Below are 17300 nucleotides of genomic sequence, written 5' to 3' on the forward strand. Positions count from 1 at the left end.
CCCAAAGTCGTAGGGCAGGGCGCTTGACAGGGGTGACTGGTCAGTCTTGTAGGGACTTTGCGAGGCGCGTATCCTCGGCGGTCCGTCTGTCCAACACAGTAAAAGCGGAATGCCCACATGTCTGATCTGAAAACTGCCGCTCTCGAATATCACGCGCATCCTCGTCCAGGAAAGCTGAGTGTCGAGCTCACCAAGGCCACCGCTACTGCTCGCGACTTGTCGCTGGCCTACAGCCCCGGCGTAGCCGAACCAGTCCGCGAAATCGCTCGCGACCCTGAACTGGCCTACAAATACACCGGTAAAGGCAACCTGGTTGCAGTCATTTCCGATGGCACCGCGATTCTCGGCCTGGGTAACCTCGGCCCATTGGCTTCCAAGCCAGTCATGGAAGGCAAGGGTGTGCTGTTCAAGCGCTTCGCCGGTATCGACGTATTCGACATCGAAGTCGATTCCGAAAGCCCGCAAGCCTTCATCGACACCGTCAAGCGTATCTCCATCACCTTCGGCGGCATCAACCTGGAAGACATCAAGGCGCCTGAGTGCTTTGAGATCGAGCGCGCCCTGATCGAACAGTGCGACATTCCGGTATTCCATGATGACCAGCACGGCACCGCCATCGTCACCGCGGCCGGCATGATCAACGCCCTGGAAATCGCTGGCAAAACCCTGCCTGAAGCCAAGATCGTCTGCCTGGGTGCCGGTGCTGCCGCCATCTCGTGCATGAAGTTGCTGGTGAGCATGGGCGCCAAGATCGAAAACATCTTCATGGTTGACCGTACCGGCGTGATCCACTCCGGCCGTGACGACCTGAACCAGTACAAAGCCGTGTTTGCCCACGCGACCGACAAGCGCTCCCTGGCGGACGCCCTGGACGGTGCCGACGTATTCGTCGGCCTGTCGGGTCCGAACCTGCTGAGCGCGGAAAACCTGCTGCGCATGGCGCCGAACCCGATCGTGTTCGCCTGCTCGAACCCGGACCCGGAAATCTCCCCGGAACTGGCTCACGCCACCCGCAACGACGTGATCATGGCCACCGGCCGTTCGGACTACCCGAACCAGGTCAACAACGTACTGGGCTTCCCGTTCATCTTCCGTGGTGCCCTGGACGTTCGCGCCAAGCGCATCAACGAAGAAATGAAAGTCGCGGCCGCCAACGCCCTGCGCGAACTGGCCAAGCTGCCGGTGCCTCAGGAAGTGTGCGACGCCTACGGCGGCATCAAGCTGGAATTCGGTCGTGAGTACATCATTCCGAAACCAATGGACGCCCGCCTGATCACCCTGATCTCCGACGCCGTGGCCAAGGCCGCGATCGAGACGGGCGTGGCCACCCTGCCGTACCCGAAGAACTACCCGCTCAAGAGCGTGGATGACGTGTTCAACGGCTAAGCCGTTGTAGCGCTTCAACAAAAGCCCCGGCTCCTGAGAGTCGGGGCTTTTTGTTGGTCGCCGCTTTTGTATGACCGTCACAGACCCCTGTGGGAGCGAGCTTGCTCGCGATGACGGCCTGGCATTCAACATCGATGCAAGCTGATCCGACGCTATCGCGAGCAAGCTCGCTCCCACAGGTAGTTGTGTCATTAAGAAAAAAAGCCCCGCACTTCTTTCGAAGGCGGGGCTTTTGGATGAGACCGGTCAGAACAGATCGATCGGCGCCGCTTCGTCCGCCGGCAGCGGGCTGCCGGGTGCGACGCCGTTGCCCAGTTCGTTGACCGATGGCGGGGTGTCTTCGCTCTTGAACAGTTCGAAGTACGCACCCGGGGTGCCTGGCGTGGCCGCACGACCGCTGATTGGGTCGACGCGCAGGCTGAGGATGCCTTCCGGTTCCGGCTGGGTGTGAGGTGGCTTGTCCTTGAGGGCGGCGCCCATGTAGGTCATCCAGATCGGCAACGCCACGGTGCCACCGAACTCACGGCGCCCCAGGCTTTCGGGCTGGTCGAAGCCGGTCCAGACGGTGGTTACGTAATCGGCGTTGTAGCCCGAGAACCAGGCATCCTTGGATTCGTTGGTGGTACCGGTCTTGCCCGCCAGGTCGGTTCGGCCCAGGGCCAGGGCGCGGCGCCCGGTGCCGAGCTTGATCACATCCTGCAACATGCTGTTGAGGATGTAGGTGGTTCGGCCGTCGACAATGCGCTCGGCAATGGCCGGTGCTTGCGGTACCCCAGGGGCCGTCGTGGCTTCGCCCGGTGTCGCATTGACCGTGAACGTCTCGGTGGCCGGTGCGGCGACACCGTCGCTGGCCTGCTCGCCCGTGGGCACGCGTGGCGGGTTGGCGACAAACAGCGTCTCGCCGTTGCGGCTTTCGATTTTGTCGATGATGTACGGGGTGATCTTGTAGCCGCCGTTGGCGAACGTGCTCCAGCCCGTGGCGATTTCCATCGGCGTCAGGGTCGCGGTGCCCAGGGCCAGGGACAGGTTGCGCGGCAGGTCCTGCTTGTTGAAGCCGAACTTGCTGATGTAGTCAATGGTGCGGTCCACGCCCAGGGCCTGGAGCAGGCGGATCGATACCAGGTTACGGGACTTGTACAGCGCTTCGCGCAGGCGGATCGGGCCCAGGAAGGTGTTGGTGTCGTTCTTCGGACGCCAGACCTTGTCCAGGTATTCATCGACGAACACGATCGGCGCGTCGTTCACCAGGCTGGCGGCGGTGTAGCCATTGTCCAGGGCGGCGCTGTAGACGAATGGCTTGAAGCTCGAGCCCGGCTGGCGCTTGGCCTGTAGTGCCCGGTTGTAATTGCTTTGCTCGAAGGCGAAGCCGCCCACCAACGAACGGATCGCACCGTTCTGGGGATCGAGGGACACCAGCGCGCCTTGGGCGGCAGGGATCTGGCTGAACTTGAGGGTGTTATCCGCCTGGCGCTGCACCCGGATCAGGTCGCCGACCTGGGCTACGTCCGATGGCTGACGGGGATTGTTACCCATGCTGTTGGTATTGAGGAACGGGCGGGCCCATTTCATGGTGTCCCAGGCCACGTGCTCTTCCAGTTCGCCGTTGCGGGTCAGGACCTTGAGGCCGTCCTTGTCCACTGACGTGACAATTGCCGGTTCCAGGCTGCTGATGGTGCGCTGTTTGGTCAGCTCCAGGGCCCAGGCTTCCTTGGTCTTGCCCGGCAGGCGCGATTCAGGGCCGCGATAGCCGTGGCGCTGATCGTAGGTCATCAGGCCCTCGTGCAGGGCGGTGTTGGCCATTTCCTGCAAGTTGCTCGGCACCGTGGTGGTCACGCGGAAACCTTCGGTGTAGGCATCGCTGCCATAGCGCCCGACCATCTCGGCACGGGCCATCTCGGCGATGTACGGGGCGTTCACTTCCGGGGTCGGCACGTGGTAGCTGGCGTTCAACGGTTCATTGATCGCGGCGGTGTAGTCGGCCTCGGTGATCTTGCCGAGCTTGTACATGCGCCCCAGGATCCAGTCGCGACGCTCCTTGCTGCGGGTCGGGTTGGCCAGCGGGTTGAAGCGCGACGGTGCCTTGGGCAGGCCGGCGATCATCGCCATCTGCGCCAGGCTCACATCGCGGATCGACTTGCCGTAGTACACCTGCGCCGCCGCCTCGATGCCGTAGGCGCGGTTGCCCAGGTAAATCTTGTTCACGTACAGCTCGAGGATTTCATCCTTGGTCAGCTGTCGCTCGATCTGCAGGGCCAGGAGGATCTCGGTGGTCTTGCGCGAGAAGCTGCGCTCACTGGTCAGGAAGAAGTTCTTGGCCACCTGCATGGTGATGGTGCTGCCGCCGGACTGGATGTGGCCGCTCTTGACCAGCTGGCTGGCGGCGCGCATCAGGCTGCCGGGATCGACGCCGTAGTGATTGGCGAAGTTGTCGTCTTCAGCACTGAGTAACGCATTGATGAAATTGGGAGGGATGTCGGCGAAGCGGATCGGCGTGCGGCGCATTTCGCCAAATTCGGCGATTAGCTTGTTGTCGCTGCTGTACACCCGCAAAGGAATCTGCAACTGAATACTTCTCAGCGCCTCCACGGACGGCAATCCCGGACTAAGGTAAAGAAACGCACCGCTCAGACCCAAGAGCAGTCCGCAGAAAACGGCGACGATGGACCATCCGAAAAATTTCAGCAGACGAATCAAGGCTTTTGGATATCCAGGCAAAGAATGAAAAAGGCGCCAGGTGCAGGGAAGGACCCGTGCGAGCAACAAAGCGAAAAAAAACGCTGGGCATTATAAGCATTTTTTTTCGTCGAGAATGCCATCCGGACGTCCGTCGGGCCGGGGTGATTGAACGCAATGCATATTAGAGAGTCCGTAACTCACGGATAGTCATAGGGAATTGGTAGTGCTACGACTCTTCAATAAAAAAGCCCATACGCTTCTGGGAATAGACATCAGCTCCACCTCGGTGAAGCTGCTTGAGTTGAGCCGCCAGGGTGACCGGTACCGCGTCGAGTCCTACGCGGTCGAACCGTTGCCGGCCAACGCCGTGATCGAGAAGAACATCGCCGAGCTCGAAGGGGTGGGCCAGGCATTGTCTCGGGTGCTCGCCAAGGCCAAGACCGCCTCGCGAAGCGTGGCAGTGGCCGTGGCGGGTTCGGCGGTGATCACCAAGATCATCGAGATGGACGCCGGGATGTCCGACGACGACATGGAAAACCAGCTCAAGATCGAGGCCGATCAGTACATTCCTTATCCGCTGGATGAGGTCGCCATCGATTTTGAAGTGCTGGGCGTGTCACCGCGCAGCACCGAGCGGGTCGAGGTGTTGTTGGCGGCCTGTCGCAAGGAAAACGTCGAGGTTCGCGAGGCTGCGCTGGCGCTGGCCGGGCTGACGGCCCGGGTGGTCGATGTGGAGGCCTACGCGCTGGAGCGCGCCTTTGGCCTGCTCGCCACGCAACTGGCGGCGTCCCAGGAGCGGCTGACTGTGGCGGTCATCGACATCGGCGCGACCATGACCACCCTCAGCGTGCTGCACAACGGGCGGATCATCTATACCCGCGAGCAGTTGTTCGGCGGCCGTCAGCTCACCGAGGAAATCCAGCGCCGCTATGGCCTGACGCCCGAGCAGGCCGGCCAGGCAAAAAGGCAGGGTGGCCTGCCGGACGATTATCTCAGTGAGGTGCTGCAACCCTTTCGCGAGGCCCTGGTGCAGCAGGTTTCGCGGTCCTTGCAGTTTTTCTTCGCTTCGGGCCAGTACAGCGCGGTGGACCACATTTTGTTGGCCGGAGGCACGGCGTCGGTCGCCGGCCTGGATCGGCTGATCGAGCAACGCCTGGGCACACCGACCCAGGTCGCCAACCCGTTTACCAACATGGCCCTGAGCAGCAAGGTCAATGCCGGTGCCCTGGCCAGTGACGCGCCGGCGCTGATGATTGCCTGCGGGCTGGCCCTCAGGAGTTTCGACTGATGGCGCGGATCAACCTGCTGCCCTGGCGTGAAGAGCTGCGCGAGGAGCGCCGCAAACGCTTTCTGCTGGCATTGGTGGGGGCGCTGGTCGGCGCGGTGGGCCTGACGTTGATCGCGATCCGGTACGTCGACAGTGCCATCGACCACCAAGTGGCGCGCAACAGTCATCTCTCTGAACAGATTGCCGTGCTGGACGAGCGCATCAAGCAGATCAGCGAACTGAAAGCCCGTCGCCAGCAACTGCTGGAGCGCATGCGCATCATCCAGGACCTGCAGGGTAACCGGCCGGTCAGCGGGCGCATTTTCGACCAGCTGGCGCGGACCCTGCCGGACGGGGTGTACTTCACCGAAGTGAAGATGGAGGACAAGACACTCTTCATCAAGGGGGCCGCGGAATCGAACAACCGGGTCTCGGACCTCATGCGCAACCTGGACGCATCTGACCTGTTCGATGCGCCCAGCCTGACGGAGGTCAAGGCCACCACCGCCGGTCAGCTCGATCAGGCCAACGTTTTCCAACTGACGGTCCGCCAGACCCGCCCCGCCGATGGGGAGGACGCCCAATGAAGCCAGGGGAGTGGTTCGACGCGCTGCGCAAGATCGACATCAGTGACCTGGATACCAACAACATCGGTGCCTGGCCGGCCCCCATCAAGTGGCTGGCCGGGGTCCTGCTGGTGGTCCTGGTGCTGGGGCTGGGCTATAACTTTGCCTTGAGCGACCTGGAGAACCAGTTGCAGCAAGTGCGCGAGGAAGAAAACACCCTCAAGGCGCAATTCGCGGGCAAGGCTCACATGGCCGCGAACCTGGAGCGATACACCGAGCAGATGAAGCAGATGGAAACATCCTTCGGTGTACTGTTGCGCCAATTGCCCAGTGACACCGAGGTTCCGGGCCTGCTGGAAGACATTACCCGTACCGGCCTGGGCAGCGGCCTGGAGTTCGAGGAAATCAAACTTCTGCCGGAGGCTACCCAGCCGTTCTACATCGAACTGCCGATCCAGATTACCGTGACCGGTGACTACCATGACCTGGCGACGTTCGTCAGCGGTGTGGCCGGGTTGCCTAGGATCGTCACGCTGCACGATTTCGAGATCGCGCCGATGGAGCCTGAGGCCGGCACGAAGCTGCGCATGAGCATCCAGGCCAAGACCTACCGGTACAACGAGCAGGAGGCGCAGCCATGAAGCCGGTTTGTCGCATGTGCCTGCTGGCAGGACTGGTCGCATTGGCCGGCTGCAACAATAACGACGGTTTCGACGACCTGGACGCCTACATGAATGAAGTACGCCTGCGTCCACCGGGAAAGATCGAGCCGACGCCGACGTTCAGGCCCTACGAAACCTTCACCTACAGCGCCGCCAACCTGCGCAGCCCTTTTTCCAGGCAGGTCCGGGTGGATCAGGCCGAGCGGCAGAAGGGCTCGCGCAATGTCCGGCCCGACCCTAACCGGGCGAAGCAGTACCTGGAGGGCTTCAACATCGAGCAATTTGAAATGGTGGGTACGATCTCCAACGTCAGCGGCTCCTTCGCGCTCCTGCGTGGTGCGGGTGGGGTGCATCGGCTCAAGGTCGGTGACTATCTGGGGCGCAACGACGGGCGAATCTTCGCCATCAGCGCCACCCAGGTCGATGTGATCGAAATCGTTCCCGATGGCGAGGGTGCCTGGCTGGAACGACCTCGGACCATTCCTTTGAAAGAGCACTCAATAGTGGAACCCCAACAATGAACAGGTTTTTGTCAGCCTTCGGTATTTCGCTATGGATAGCGCTGTTGTCGCCGATGGTTCACGCGGCCAGTCTGAAAACGCTGGATGTCGCGGCGTTGCCGGGCGACCGCGTCGAGTTGAAGCTCACCTTCGACGGGCCGCCGCCCACGCCCCGGGGCTACACCACCGATCAACCGGCCCGGATCGCACTGGATCTGCCCGGGGTCACCAATCAACTGACCAGCAAGAGCCGCGACCTGGGGGGCGGCAATGCGCGCAGCGCCACAGTGGTCGAGGCGGGCGACCGCACGCGGTTGATCATCGGCCTTACCCAGCTGGCGCCGTATAACACCCGTGTCGAGGGTAATAATCTGTTCGTGGTGGTTGGCAAAGGCGTCGTAGTGCCCAAGGCCACCGCCCAGGCTGCGCGCCCAGCGGTTGCCAGCACCGCGCCCGCCAGAGGCAATGCCCCGGTGGGCAAGGCTATTCGTGGCGTGGATTTCCAGCGCGGGACCCAGGGTGAAGGCAATGTGGTGATCGATCTGTCGGACCCTTCCATCGCCCCGGACATCCAGGAACGCGAAGGCAAGATCATTCTCAATTTCGCCAGGACCCAGTTGCCCGAACCGCTGCGGGTGCGCCTGGACGTCAAGGACTTCGCCACCCCGGTGCAATTCGTCAATGCCAGTGCGGGGGGCGACCGAGCGACGATCACCATCGAGCCGAGCGGCACCTTCGATTACTCGACCTACCAGACCGACAACAAGCTCACCGTCAGCGTCCGGCCCATGACCGTCGAGGATCTGCAGAAACGCAATACCGATCGCGCCGCCTACAGTGGTGAAAAGCTGTCCTTGAACTTCCAGGACATCGAAGTGCGTTCTGTCCTGCAGTTGATCGCCGACTTCACCAACCTGAACCTGGTGGCCAGCGACACCGTGCAGGGCGGCATCACCCTGCGCCTGCAGAACGTGCCTTGGGATCAGGCGCTGGATCTCGTGCTGAAGACCAAAGGACTGGACAAGCGCAAGGTTGGCAACGTGCTGCTGGTCGCCCCGGCCGATGAAATTGCCGCGCGCGAGCGCCAGGAACTGGAGTCCCAGAAGCAGATTGCCGACCTGGCGCCGCTGCGGCGTGAGTTGTTGCAGGTCAACTATGCGAAGGCGGCGGACATCGCCAAGCTGTTCCAGTCGGTGACCAGCGCCGAAGCGAAAGCCGATGAGCGCGGCACGATCACGGTCGATGAGCGAACCAACAACATCATTGCCTACCAGACCCAGGACCGGCTCGACGAACTGCGCCGGATCGTGGCGCAGCTGGATATTCCAGTGCGTCAGGTGATGATCGAGGCGCGAATCGTCGAGGCCAACGTCGACTACGACAAAAGCCTGGGTGTGCGCTGGGGCGGTTCGATACAAAACAAGGGCAACTGGAACTCCTCGGGGGTGACCAATGGCACCTCCACGACCATTGGCACGCCGGGCAGCACCAGTACCAACCAGCCGTTCGTCGATCTGGGCGCGTCGGGCAATACTTCCGGGATCGGTATCGCGTTCATTACCGACAACGTCTTGCTGGACCTGGAGCTGACGGCCATGGAGAAAACCGGTAACGGGGAAATCGTCTCCCAGCCCAAGGTGGTGACGTCCGACAAGGAGACGGCAAAAATCCTCAAGGGCACGGAAATCCCCTATCAGGAAGCCAGCTCCAGCGGCGCCACGTCGGTGTCGTTCAAGGAGGCCTCGCTGTCGCTGGAAGTGACCCCGCAGATCACACCGGACAATCGCATCATCATGGAGGTCAAGGTTACCAAGGATGAGCCGGACTACCTGAACAAAGTGCAGGATGTGCCACCGATCAAGAAAAACGAAGTCAACGCCAAGGTCCTGGTCAACGATGGCGAGACCATTGTGATTGGCGGGGTTTTCTCAAATACTCAGAGCAAGGTTGTAGATAAGGTGCCATTTCTTGGCGATGTGCCGTATCTTGGCCGCCTTTTCCGGCGTGATGTGGTTTCGGAGAAAAAATCCGAGCTGCTGGTGTTCCTCACTCCGCGTATCATGAACAACCAGGCGATTGCTGTGAGTCGTTGATTCTGTGCGAAATTTGATTCTTGTTGGGCCGATGGGCGCTGGAAAAAGCACCATCGGCCGTTTGCTGGCCAAAGAGCTGCGCCTGCCATTCAAAGATTCCGACAAGGAAATTGAATTGCGCACGGGCGCCAATATCCCATGGATTTTCGACAAGGAAGGCGAACCGGGCTTTCGTGATCGTGAGCAGGCGATGATCGCCGAGCTGTGCGCATTCGATGGCGTGGTGCTGGCCACGGGCGGTGGCGCGGTGATGCGCGAAGCCAATCGTCGGGCGCTGCATGCCGGCGGACGAGTGGTCTACCTGCACGCCTCCGTCGAACAGCAGGTCGGCCGCACCGCCCGGGATCGCAACCGGCCGCTGTTGCGTACCGCCGACCCGGCCAAGACCCTGCGGGACTTGCTGGCGTTGCGCGATCCGCTGTACCGGGAGATCGCCGATCTGGTGGTTGAGACCGACGAACGGCCGCCGCGGATGGTGGTGCTGGATATTCTCGAACGCCTGCAGCAACTGCCTCCCCGTTAATGCGCTTCGCGAAATGCGTTATCCTCGACGTCCCGTCGGCTCCGCCTGTGGCGAGGGGATTTATCCCCGTTGGGCTACCTTCGTTAATTGCAGGCAGGACGCCTGATTCCATCTTCACTGTGGGGACACATGCAGACACTTAAGGTCGACCTGGGCGAGCGCAGCTACCCGATTCACATTGGCGAAGGTTTGCTGGACCAGCCGCAATTGCTGGCGCCGCATATTGCCGGGCGGCAAGTGGCGATCATCTCCAACGAAACCGTCGCCCCTCTGTATCTGGAACGCCTGAGTCGCAGCCTGTCGGCCTTCTCGGTCATTTCCGTGGTGTTGCCCGATGGTGAAGCCTTCAAGAACTGGGAAACCCTGCAGCTTATTTTCGACGGCCTGCTGACCGCACGGCATGATCGCCGCACCACGGTGGTTGCCCTGGGCGGTGGCGTGATCGGCGACATGGCCGGTTTTGCCGCCGCTTGTTATCAGCGCGGTGTCGACTTCATCCAGATCCCCACCACGCTGTTGTCGCAGGTCGATTCTTCGGTGGGCGGCAAGACCGGGATCAACCATCCGTTGGGCAAGAACATGGTCGGCGCCTTCTACCAGCCCAATGTGGTGCTGATCGACACCGCCACCCTCAATACCTTGCCGGCTCGCGAACTGTCTGCCGGGTTGGCGGAAGTCATCAAGTACGGGCTGATCTGCGACGAGCCGTTCCTGGGTTGGCTGGAAGAAAACGTCGACCGCCTGCGGGCGCTTGATCAAGTGGCCCTGACCTACGCCATCGAACGCTCCTGCGCCGCCAAGGCCGCCGTGGTGGGGGCTGATGAGCGTGAATCGGGGGTGCGTGCCACGCTCAACCTGGGCCACACCTTTGGCCATGCCATCGAAACCCACATGGGCTATGGTGTCTGGCTGCATGGCGAGGCCGTTGCGGCCGGTACGGTCATGGCCCTGGAGATGTCTGCGCGCCTGGGCTGGATCAGCGAACAGGAGCGTGATCGCGGTATTCGTCTGTTCCAGCGCGCCGGGCTGCCGGTGGTTCCGCCTGAAGAAATGACCGAGGCGGATTTTCTTGAACACATGGCAATCGACAAAAAAGTGATCGACGGTCGTCTGCGTCTGGTGCTGCTGCGCCACATGGGCGAAGCGGTGGTGACCGACGATTATCCGAAAGAAGTTCTACAGGCCACGCTGGGAGCGGACTACCGCGCCCTGGCTCAGCTTAAAGGTTAATAAGATTCCGATGACTAGTTTGCATGCCGACGAGGCTTTCCTCGGCCATTTCCAGTTGAGTCATGACCCTTTCGCTCCGCGGGTCCCAGGCTTCAAATTCTTCCCTGCCCAGCGCAAGCCCGTGCTGGGCCAGTTGCATCACCTGGCCCGCTACAGTCAGTTGCTACTGGTGGTCACCGGTCCTCAAGGCAGCGGCAAGACCCTGCTGCGCCAGGCGCTGGTGGCCAGCACCAACAAACAGTCGGTGCAAAGTGTGGTGGTCTCGGCCCGCGGTGCCGGCGATGCCGCCGGTGTACTGCGTCAGGTGGCCCAGGCGCTGAATGTCGCCCAGGCCGAAATCGGTGCGATTCTCGATCAGATCGTGCAACTGGCACTGACCGGGCAGGAAGTCTATTTGCTCGTGGACGATGCCGAGCAACTCGACGAGTCGGCCTTGGAAGCCTTGCTGGCCTTGGCTGCCGGTGCGCCAGAAGGTCGCCCCCATGTGTTCCTCTTCGGCGAGTCGTCGCTGATTGCCGATCTGGATCAGTTGAGCCTTGAGGAAGAGCGCTTCCACGTCATCGAGTTGGCGCCCTATACCGAAGAGGAAACCCGTGAATACCTGGCCCAGCGTCTTGAGGGCGCAGGACGGGGTATCGAACTTTTTACCGCCGATCAGATCTCTGAGATTCACGAAAGCTCCGACGGCTGGCCTGGGAACATCAACCAGGTTGCCCGCGATGCTCTGATCGAAGTCATGATTGCCAGCCGCTCAGCGGTGAAGCGTCCAAGTATGGGGTTCAACATGCCGAAGAAACACGTATTGGCGATTTCCGCCGTGGTCGTGGTTGCTGTCGCCGCCGCCTGGCTGATGCCGGGTCGCAACAAGGCACCCACCACGGGCGCTCCAGCCAACGAACAGGCGCAATTGCCCCTCGGTCAGGGCACGCCGCAACCCAATGGTGGTGCGCCGGCCGTGGAATTTGCCGGTAACAACACCCAGCCGATGCCGCTACCGCTGGTCGGCCAGTCCCAGCCGGTCATGCGCGGTCCCTTGGCCGAGGCCGCGGGTGGCATCACCGAAGGCGACGACGGTGCAGCGCCACCGATCGACGACAGCAGCGACACGCCACCGACCGTGACCACCACTGCACCACCTGCGGGTGTGCCGGCCGGTCCCGCGCCGACGCCATCGCCTGCCGCCAAGCCGACTCCGGCGCCTACGCAGTTGGCTACCGCCAAGCCTGCCCCGGCTCCAGCGCCAGCGACAAAACCCGCACCCGCACCAACAACCGCCAAGCCGGCCGCCCCGGCCAAGGCTGCGGGCGGTAACTGGTATGCCGCCCAGGCGCCTGGCAATTATGTGGTGCAAATCCTCGGCACCAGCTCCGAAGCCGCTGCGCAGAGCTTCGTCAAGGAGCAGGGCGGCGAGTACCGTTATTTCAAGAAAGTGCTCAACGGCAAGCCGTTGTATGTCATCACCTATGGCAGCTTCGCCAATCGTGATGCAGCTGTTTCCGCTATCAAGGCCTTGCCAGCGAAGGTTCAGGCTGGTAAACCTTGGCCTCGCACTGTCGCCAGCGTCCAACAGGAACTGGCAGCAACTCGCTGAAGATTCGGCGGCCTTACCCAGGCCGCCTCTCCCGGCAACCTCAAAATTTCCGCAAGGGCGAGCGACCTTTCAGGCCGCGCGCCTTGTGGTGTCTGCGTCACGGTAGCGTTTGAGTCGTAGCGGTCGAACCCAAAAAAGTTTTGACTAGCACAGCATATAGCTTTAAACCTTTCACAAATGCGACATGGATTTGCGACAGTTCGTCGTCAAATTTGTGAGCCTCTGTGTCGGTGTGTACAATGACCTCCCTTTTGCCCCCGCAAAGCTGGCGTACGTTCGGCGCGGCATGCAACTGGTTGAATTGAAAAGAAATTTGCCTCGATTAGAGGCAGCCTGGTGAGAAAGTGTCTATGAAAGCAGGTCTGTACCAACCAGATGAATTCAAGGATAACTGCGGTTTCGGCCTGATAGCCCATATGCAGGGCGAGCCCAGTCATACCCTTTTGCAAACGGCCATTGAGGCCCTGACCTGCATGACCCACCGTGGTGGGATCAACGCCGACGGCAAGACCGGTGACGGCTGTGGCTTGCTGATTCAAAAGCCCGACGAGTTCCTGCGTGCCGTTGCCCAGGAAACGTTCGGCGTGACCCTGCCCAAGCAGTACGCCGTGGGCATGGTGTTTTTCAATCAGGATCCGGTGAAGGCTGAGGCGGCTCGCGAAAACATGAATCGCGAGATCCTGGCCGCCGGCCTGCAACTGGTCGGCTGGCGCAAAGTGCCGATCGACACCAGCGTCCTCGGCCGCCTGGCGCTCGAGCGCCTGCCGCAGATCGAACAGGTGTTCATCGCCGGCGAAGGCCTGAGCGACCAGGACATGTCGATCAAGCTGTTCAGCTCCCGTCGTCGTTCGTCCGTGGCCAACGCCGCCGACACCGATCACTACATCTGCAGCTTTTCCCACAAGACCATTATCTACAAAGGCCTGATGATGCCGGCGGACCTCACCGCCTTCTATCCGGACCTGAGCGACGAGCGCCTGAAAACCGCGATCTGCGTGTTCCACCAGCGCTTCTCCACCAACACCTTGCCGAAATGGCCGCTGGCCCAGCCATTCCGCTTCCTCGCCCACAACGGCGAGATCAACACCATCACCGGCAACCGCAACTGGGCCGTGGCCCGTCGCACCAAGTTCGCCAACGACCTGATGCCGGACCTTGAAGAACTCGGCCCGCTGGTCAACCGCGTGGGCTCGGACTCTTCGAGCATGGACAACATGCTGGAACTGATGGTGACCGGTGGTATCGACCTGTTCCGTGGCGTGCGCATGCTGGTGCCGCCGGCGTGGCAGAACGTCGAGACCATGGACCCGGACCTGCGTGCCTTCTACGAATACAACTCCATGCACATGGAGCCGTGGGACGGCCCGGCCGGTATCGTCATGACCGACGGCCGCTACGCGGTGTGCCTGCTGGACCGTAACGGTCTGCGTCCGGCGCGCTGGGTCACCACCACCAACGGGTTCATCACCCTGGCTTCGGAAATCGGCGTCTGGAACTACCAGCCCGAAGACGTCATCGCCAAGGGTCGCGTAGGCCCGGGCCAGATCTTTGCCGTGGACACCGAAACCGGCCAGATCCTCGACACTGACGCCATCGACAACCGTCTCAAGTCCCGTCATCCGTACAAGCAATGGCTGCGCAAGAATGCCCTGCGCATCCAGGCGACCATGGAAGACAACGACCATGGCTCGGCTTTTTACGACGTCGACCAGCTCAAGCAATACATGAAGATGTACCAGGTGACGTTCGAAGAGCGTGACCAGGTGCTGCGTCCGCTGGGCGAGCAGGGCTACGAAGCGGTCGGCTCCATGGGCGACGACACGCCGATGGCCGTGCTGTCGCAGCGCGTGCGCACGCCGTACGACTACTTCCGCCAGCAGTTCGCCCAGGTGACCAACCCACCGATCGACCCGCTGCGCGAAGCGATCGTGATGTCCCTGGAAATCTGCCTCGGTGCCGAGCGCAATATTTTCCAGGAGTCGCCGGAGCACGCCTCGCGGGTGATCCTCAGCTCGCCGGTCATTTCCCCGGCCAAGTGGCGCTCGCTGACCAACCTCGACCGTCCGGGCTTCGCACGCCAGGTCATCGACCTGAACTACGACGCAAGCGTCGGCCTGGAAGCGGCGATCCGCAACGTCGCCGATCAGGCTGAAGAAGCCGCGCGCGCCGGGCGTACCCAGATCGTGCTGACCGACCGCCACATCGCGCCGGGCAAGCTGCCGATCCACGCCTCGCTGGCCACCGGTGCGGTGCACCATCGCCTGACCGAAAAAGGCCTGCGCTGCGACTCCAACATCCTGGTGGAAACCGCCACAGCCCGCGATCCGCACCACTTCGCGGTGTTGATCGGTTTCGGTGCCTCGGCGGTGTATCCGTTCCTGGCCTATGAAGTGCTGGGCGACCTGATCCGCACCGGTGAAGTGCTGGGCGACCTCTATGAGGTGTTCAAGAACTACCGCAAGGGCATCACCAAGGGCCTGCTCAAGATCCTGTCGAAGATGGGCATCTCGACCATCGCCTCGTACCGCGGCGCGCAACTGTTTGAGGCCATTGGCCTGTCCGAGGAAGTCTGCGAGCTGAGCTTCCGTGGCGTGCCGAGCCGCATCAAGGGGGCGCGTTTCGTCGACATCGAAGCCGAACAGAAGGCCCTGGCCGCCGAAGCCTGGAGCCCGCGCAAGCCGATCCAGCAGGGTGGCCTGCTGAAGTTCGTCCATGGTGGCGAATACCACGCCTACAACCCGGACGTGGTCAACACCTTGCAGGCGGCCGTGCAGCAGGGCGACTACAGCAAGTTCAAGGAATACACCTCGCTGGTGGACAACCGTCCGGTGTCGATGATCCGCGACCTGCTCAAGGTCAAGACCCTGGAAACGCCGCTGGACATCAACGAAGTGGAGCCGTTGGAGTCGGTGCTCAAGCGCTTCGACTCGGCCGGTATTTCCCTGGGCGCCTTGTCCCCGGAAGCCCACGAAGCCCTGGCCGAAGCCATGAACCGCCTCGGCGCGCGTTCCAACTCCGGTGAAGGCGGCGAAGACCCGGCGCGCTACGGCACCATCAAGAGTTCGAAAATCAAGCAGGTGGCCACCGGCCGCTTCGGTGTGACGCCGGAATACCTGGTTAACGCTGAAGTGCTGCAGATCAAGGTCGCCCAGGGCGCCAAGCCCGGCGAAGGCGGCCAGTTGCCCGGTGGCAAGGTCAACGGCCTGATCGCCAAGCTGCGTTACGCGGTGCCCGGCGTCACCCTGATCTCGCCGCCGCCGCACCACGACATCTACTCGATCGAAGACCTGTCGCAACTGATCTTCGACCTCAAGCAGGTGAACCCGAAGGCGCTGGTCTCGGTGAAACTGGTCGCGGAAGCCGGCGTCGGCACCATCGCCGCTGGTGTGGCCAAGGCCTATGCCGACCTGATCACCATCTCCGGCTACGACGGCGGCACCGGCGCATCGCCGCTGACCTCGATCAAGTACGCCGGCGCGCCGTGGGAGCTGGGCCTGGCCGAAACCCACCAGACCCTGCGCGGCAACGATTTGCGCGGCAAGGTCCGGGTGCAGACCGACGGTGGCTTGAAAACCGGCCTGGACGTGATCAAGGCGGCCATTCTCGGCGCCGAGAGCTTCGGCTTCGGCACCGCGCCGATGATCGCCCTGGGCTGCAAATACCTGCGCATCTGCCACCTGAACAACTGCGCCACCGGCGTGGCGACCCAGAACGAGAAGCTGCGCAAGGACCACTACATCGGTACCGTCGACATGGTGGTGAATTTCTTCACCTACGTGGCCGAGGAGACCCGTGAGTGGCTGGCGAAGCTGGGCGTGCGTTCGCTCGAAGAGCTGATCGGCCGTACCGACCTGCTGGAAGTGCTCGAAGGCCAGACCGCCAAGCAGCATCATCTGGACCTGACCCCGTTGCTGGGCAGCGATCACATTCCGGCGGACAAGCCACAGTTCTGCCAGGTCGACCGCAACCCGCCGTTCGACAAGGGCGAGCTGGCCGAGAAGATGGTCGACATGGCCGCTGCGGCGATCAACGACCTGAGCGGCGCCGAGTTCGACCTGGATATCTGCAACTGCGACCGTTCCATCGGCGCACGGATCTCCGGCGAAATCGCGCGCAAGCATGGCAACCAGGGCATGGCCAAGGCGCCGGTCACCTTCCGTTTCAAGGGCACCGCGGGCCAGAGCTTCGGCGTCTGGAACGCCGGTGGCCTGAACATGTACCTGGAAGGCGATGCCAACGACTACGTGGGCAAGGGCATGACCGGCGGCAAACTGGTCATCGTTCCGCCCAAGGGCAGCGTCTACAAGACTCAGGACAGTGCCATCATCGGCAACACCTGCCTCTACGGCGCTACGGGCGGCAAGCTGTTCGCCGCCGGCACCGCCGGCGAGCGTTTTGCCGTGCGTAACTCCGGGGCCCACACTGTAGTGGAAGGCACCGGTGATCACTGCTGCGAGTACATGACCGGTGGTTTCGTCTGTGTATTGGGCAAGACCGGTTACAACTTCGGCTCTGGCATGACCGGCGGTTTCGCCTACGTGCTCGACCAGGACAACACCTTCGTTGACCGGGTCAACCACGAACTGGTGGAAATCCAGCGGATCAGCGGCGAGGCGATGGAAGCCTACCGCAGCCACCTGCAACGCGTGCTGGACGAATACGTCGAGGAAACCAACAGCGAGTGGGGTCGTAACCTCGCCGAAAACCTCGATGACTATCTGCGTCGTTTCTGGCTGGTCAAGCCCAAGGCTGCCAACCTGAAATCGTTGCTTTCCAGCACTCGTGCCAACCCGCAGTGATATGCGC

11 protein-coding genes are annotated in these 17300 nt (G+C 62.0%); 10 read left to right on the forward strand and 1 reads right to left on the reverse strand.

Going from position 1 to position 17300, the window contains the following annotated elements; genetic code table 11:
• The first annotated feature begins 117 nt into the window (after nucleotides 1–117).
• Nucleotides 118–1386, forward strand: coding sequence for a malic enzyme-like NAD(P)-binding protein (locus LOY70_RS02085; protein ID WP_003186625.1), 1269 nt, complete (start codon nucleotides 118–120; stop codon nucleotides 1384–1386).
• Between the two features lie 246 nt (nucleotides 1387–1632).
• Here LOY70_RS02085 and LOY70_RS02090 read toward each other — a convergent pair whose 3' ends face one another.
• Nucleotides 1633–4077 (reverse strand): penicillin-binding protein 1A, encoded by a 2445-nt coding sequence (locus tag LOY70_RS02090; protein ID WP_405045698.1) that lies wholly within the window; start codon nucleotides 4075–4077, stop codon nucleotides 1633–1635.
• 208 nt (nucleotides 4078–4285) lie between these two features.
• Here LOY70_RS02090 and LOY70_RS02095 point away from each other — a divergent pair, with 208 nt between their 5' ends.
• From LOY70_RS02095 to gltB, 9 genes are all read left to right on the forward strand, one after another.
• A complete protein-coding gene (locus tag LOY70_RS02095) occupies nucleotides 4286–5350 on the forward strand; it encodes a pilus assembly protein PilM (protein WP_123414962.1) in 1065 nt (354 codons plus the stop codon).
• Entirely contained in the window at nucleotides 5350–5916 is a 567-nt protein-coding gene (locus LOY70_RS02100) for a PilN domain-containing protein (protein ID WP_265032905.1), read from the forward strand. The genes LOY70_RS02095 and LOY70_RS02100 overlap by 1 nt, the downstream gene beginning before the upstream one ends.
• Nucleotides 5913–6536 carry a type 4a pilus biogenesis protein PilO gene (gene pilO / locus LOY70_RS02105; protein WP_025211415.1) on the forward strand — a complete coding sequence of 208 codons (624 nt, stop codon included), beginning with the start codon at nucleotides 5913–5915 and terminating at the stop codon, nucleotides 6534–6536. Before LOY70_RS02100 ends, pilO begins: the two co-directional genes overlap by 4 nt.
• A complete protein-coding gene (locus LOY70_RS02110) occupies nucleotides 6533–7078 on the forward strand; it encodes a pilus assembly protein PilP (RefSeq protein WP_265032907.1) in 546 nt (181 codons plus the stop codon). The genes pilO and LOY70_RS02110 overlap by 4 nt, the downstream gene beginning before the upstream one ends.
• Nucleotides 7075–9150 carry a type IV pilus secretin PilQ gene (pilQ, locus tag LOY70_RS02115; protein ID WP_265032909.1) on the forward strand — a complete coding sequence of 692 codons (2076 nt, stop codon included), beginning with the start codon at nucleotides 7075–7077 and terminating at the stop codon, nucleotides 9148–9150. Before LOY70_RS02110 ends, pilQ begins: the two co-directional genes overlap by 4 nt.
• A gap of 4 nt (nucleotides 9151–9154) precedes the next feature.
• Nucleotides 9155–9673 carry a shikimate kinase AroK gene (aroK, locus tag LOY70_RS02120; protein ID WP_123345370.1) on the forward strand — a complete coding sequence of 173 codons (519 nt, stop codon included), beginning with the start codon at nucleotides 9155–9157 and terminating at the stop codon, nucleotides 9671–9673.
• 129 nt (nucleotides 9674–9802) lie between these two features.
• On the forward strand, nucleotides 9803–10903 hold the full coding sequence (gene aroB, locus LOY70_RS02125; protein ID WP_123345367.1) for a 3-dehydroquinate synthase: 1101 nt from the start codon (nucleotides 9803–9805) through the stop codon (nucleotides 10901–10903).
• A gap of 10 nt (nucleotides 10904–10913) precedes the next feature.
• Nucleotides 10914–12494 carry an AAA family ATPase gene (locus tag LOY70_RS02130; RefSeq protein WP_265032913.1) on the forward strand — a complete coding sequence of 527 codons (1581 nt, stop codon included), beginning with the start codon at nucleotides 10914–10916 and terminating at the stop codon, nucleotides 12492–12494.
• 350 nt (nucleotides 12495–12844) lie between these two features.
• Nucleotides 12845–17293 carry a glutamate synthase large subunit gene (gene gltB, locus LOY70_RS02135; RefSeq protein ID WP_265032914.1) on the forward strand — a complete coding sequence of 1483 codons (4449 nt, stop codon included), beginning with the start codon at nucleotides 12845–12847 and terminating at the stop codon, nucleotides 17291–17293.
• Nucleotides 17294–17300 lie beyond the last annotated feature (7 nt).

It is taken from the genome of Pseudomonas sp. B21-054, assembly GCF_026016345.1.
GTDB lineage: Bacteria > Pseudomonadota > Gammaproteobacteria > Pseudomonadales > Pseudomonadaceae > Aquipseudomonas.

Coding starts and splice junctions, on each gene's coding strand:
- LOY70_RS02085 (WP_003186625.1), top strand. CDS start 118: ATGTCTGATCTGAAAACTGCCGCTCTCGAATATCACGCGCATCCTCGT.
- LOY70_RS02100 (WP_265032905.1), top strand. CDS start 5,350: ATGGCGCGGATCAACCTGCTGCCCTGGCGTGAAGAGCTGCGCGAGGAG.
- pilO (WP_025211415.1), top strand. CDS start 5,913: ATGAAGCCAGGGGAGTGGTTCGACGCGCTGCGCAAGATCGACATCAGT.
- LOY70_RS02110 (WP_265032907.1), top strand. CDS start 6,533: ATGAAGCCGGTTTGTCGCATGTGCCTGCTGGCAGGACTGGTCGCATTG.
- pilQ (WP_265032909.1), top strand. CDS start 7,075: ATGAACAGGTTTTTGTCAGCCTTCGGTATTTCGCTATGGATAGCGCTG.
- aroB (WP_123345367.1), top strand. CDS start 9,803: ATGCAGACACTTAAGGTCGACCTGGGCGAGCGCAGCTACCCGATTCAC.
- LOY70_RS02130 (WP_265032913.1), top strand. CDS start 10,914: ATGACTAGTTTGCATGCCGACGAGGCTTTCCTCGGCCATTTCCAGTTG.
- gltB (WP_265032914.1), top strand. CDS start 12,845: ATGAAAGCAGGTCTGTACCAACCAGATGAATTCAAGGATAACTGCGGT.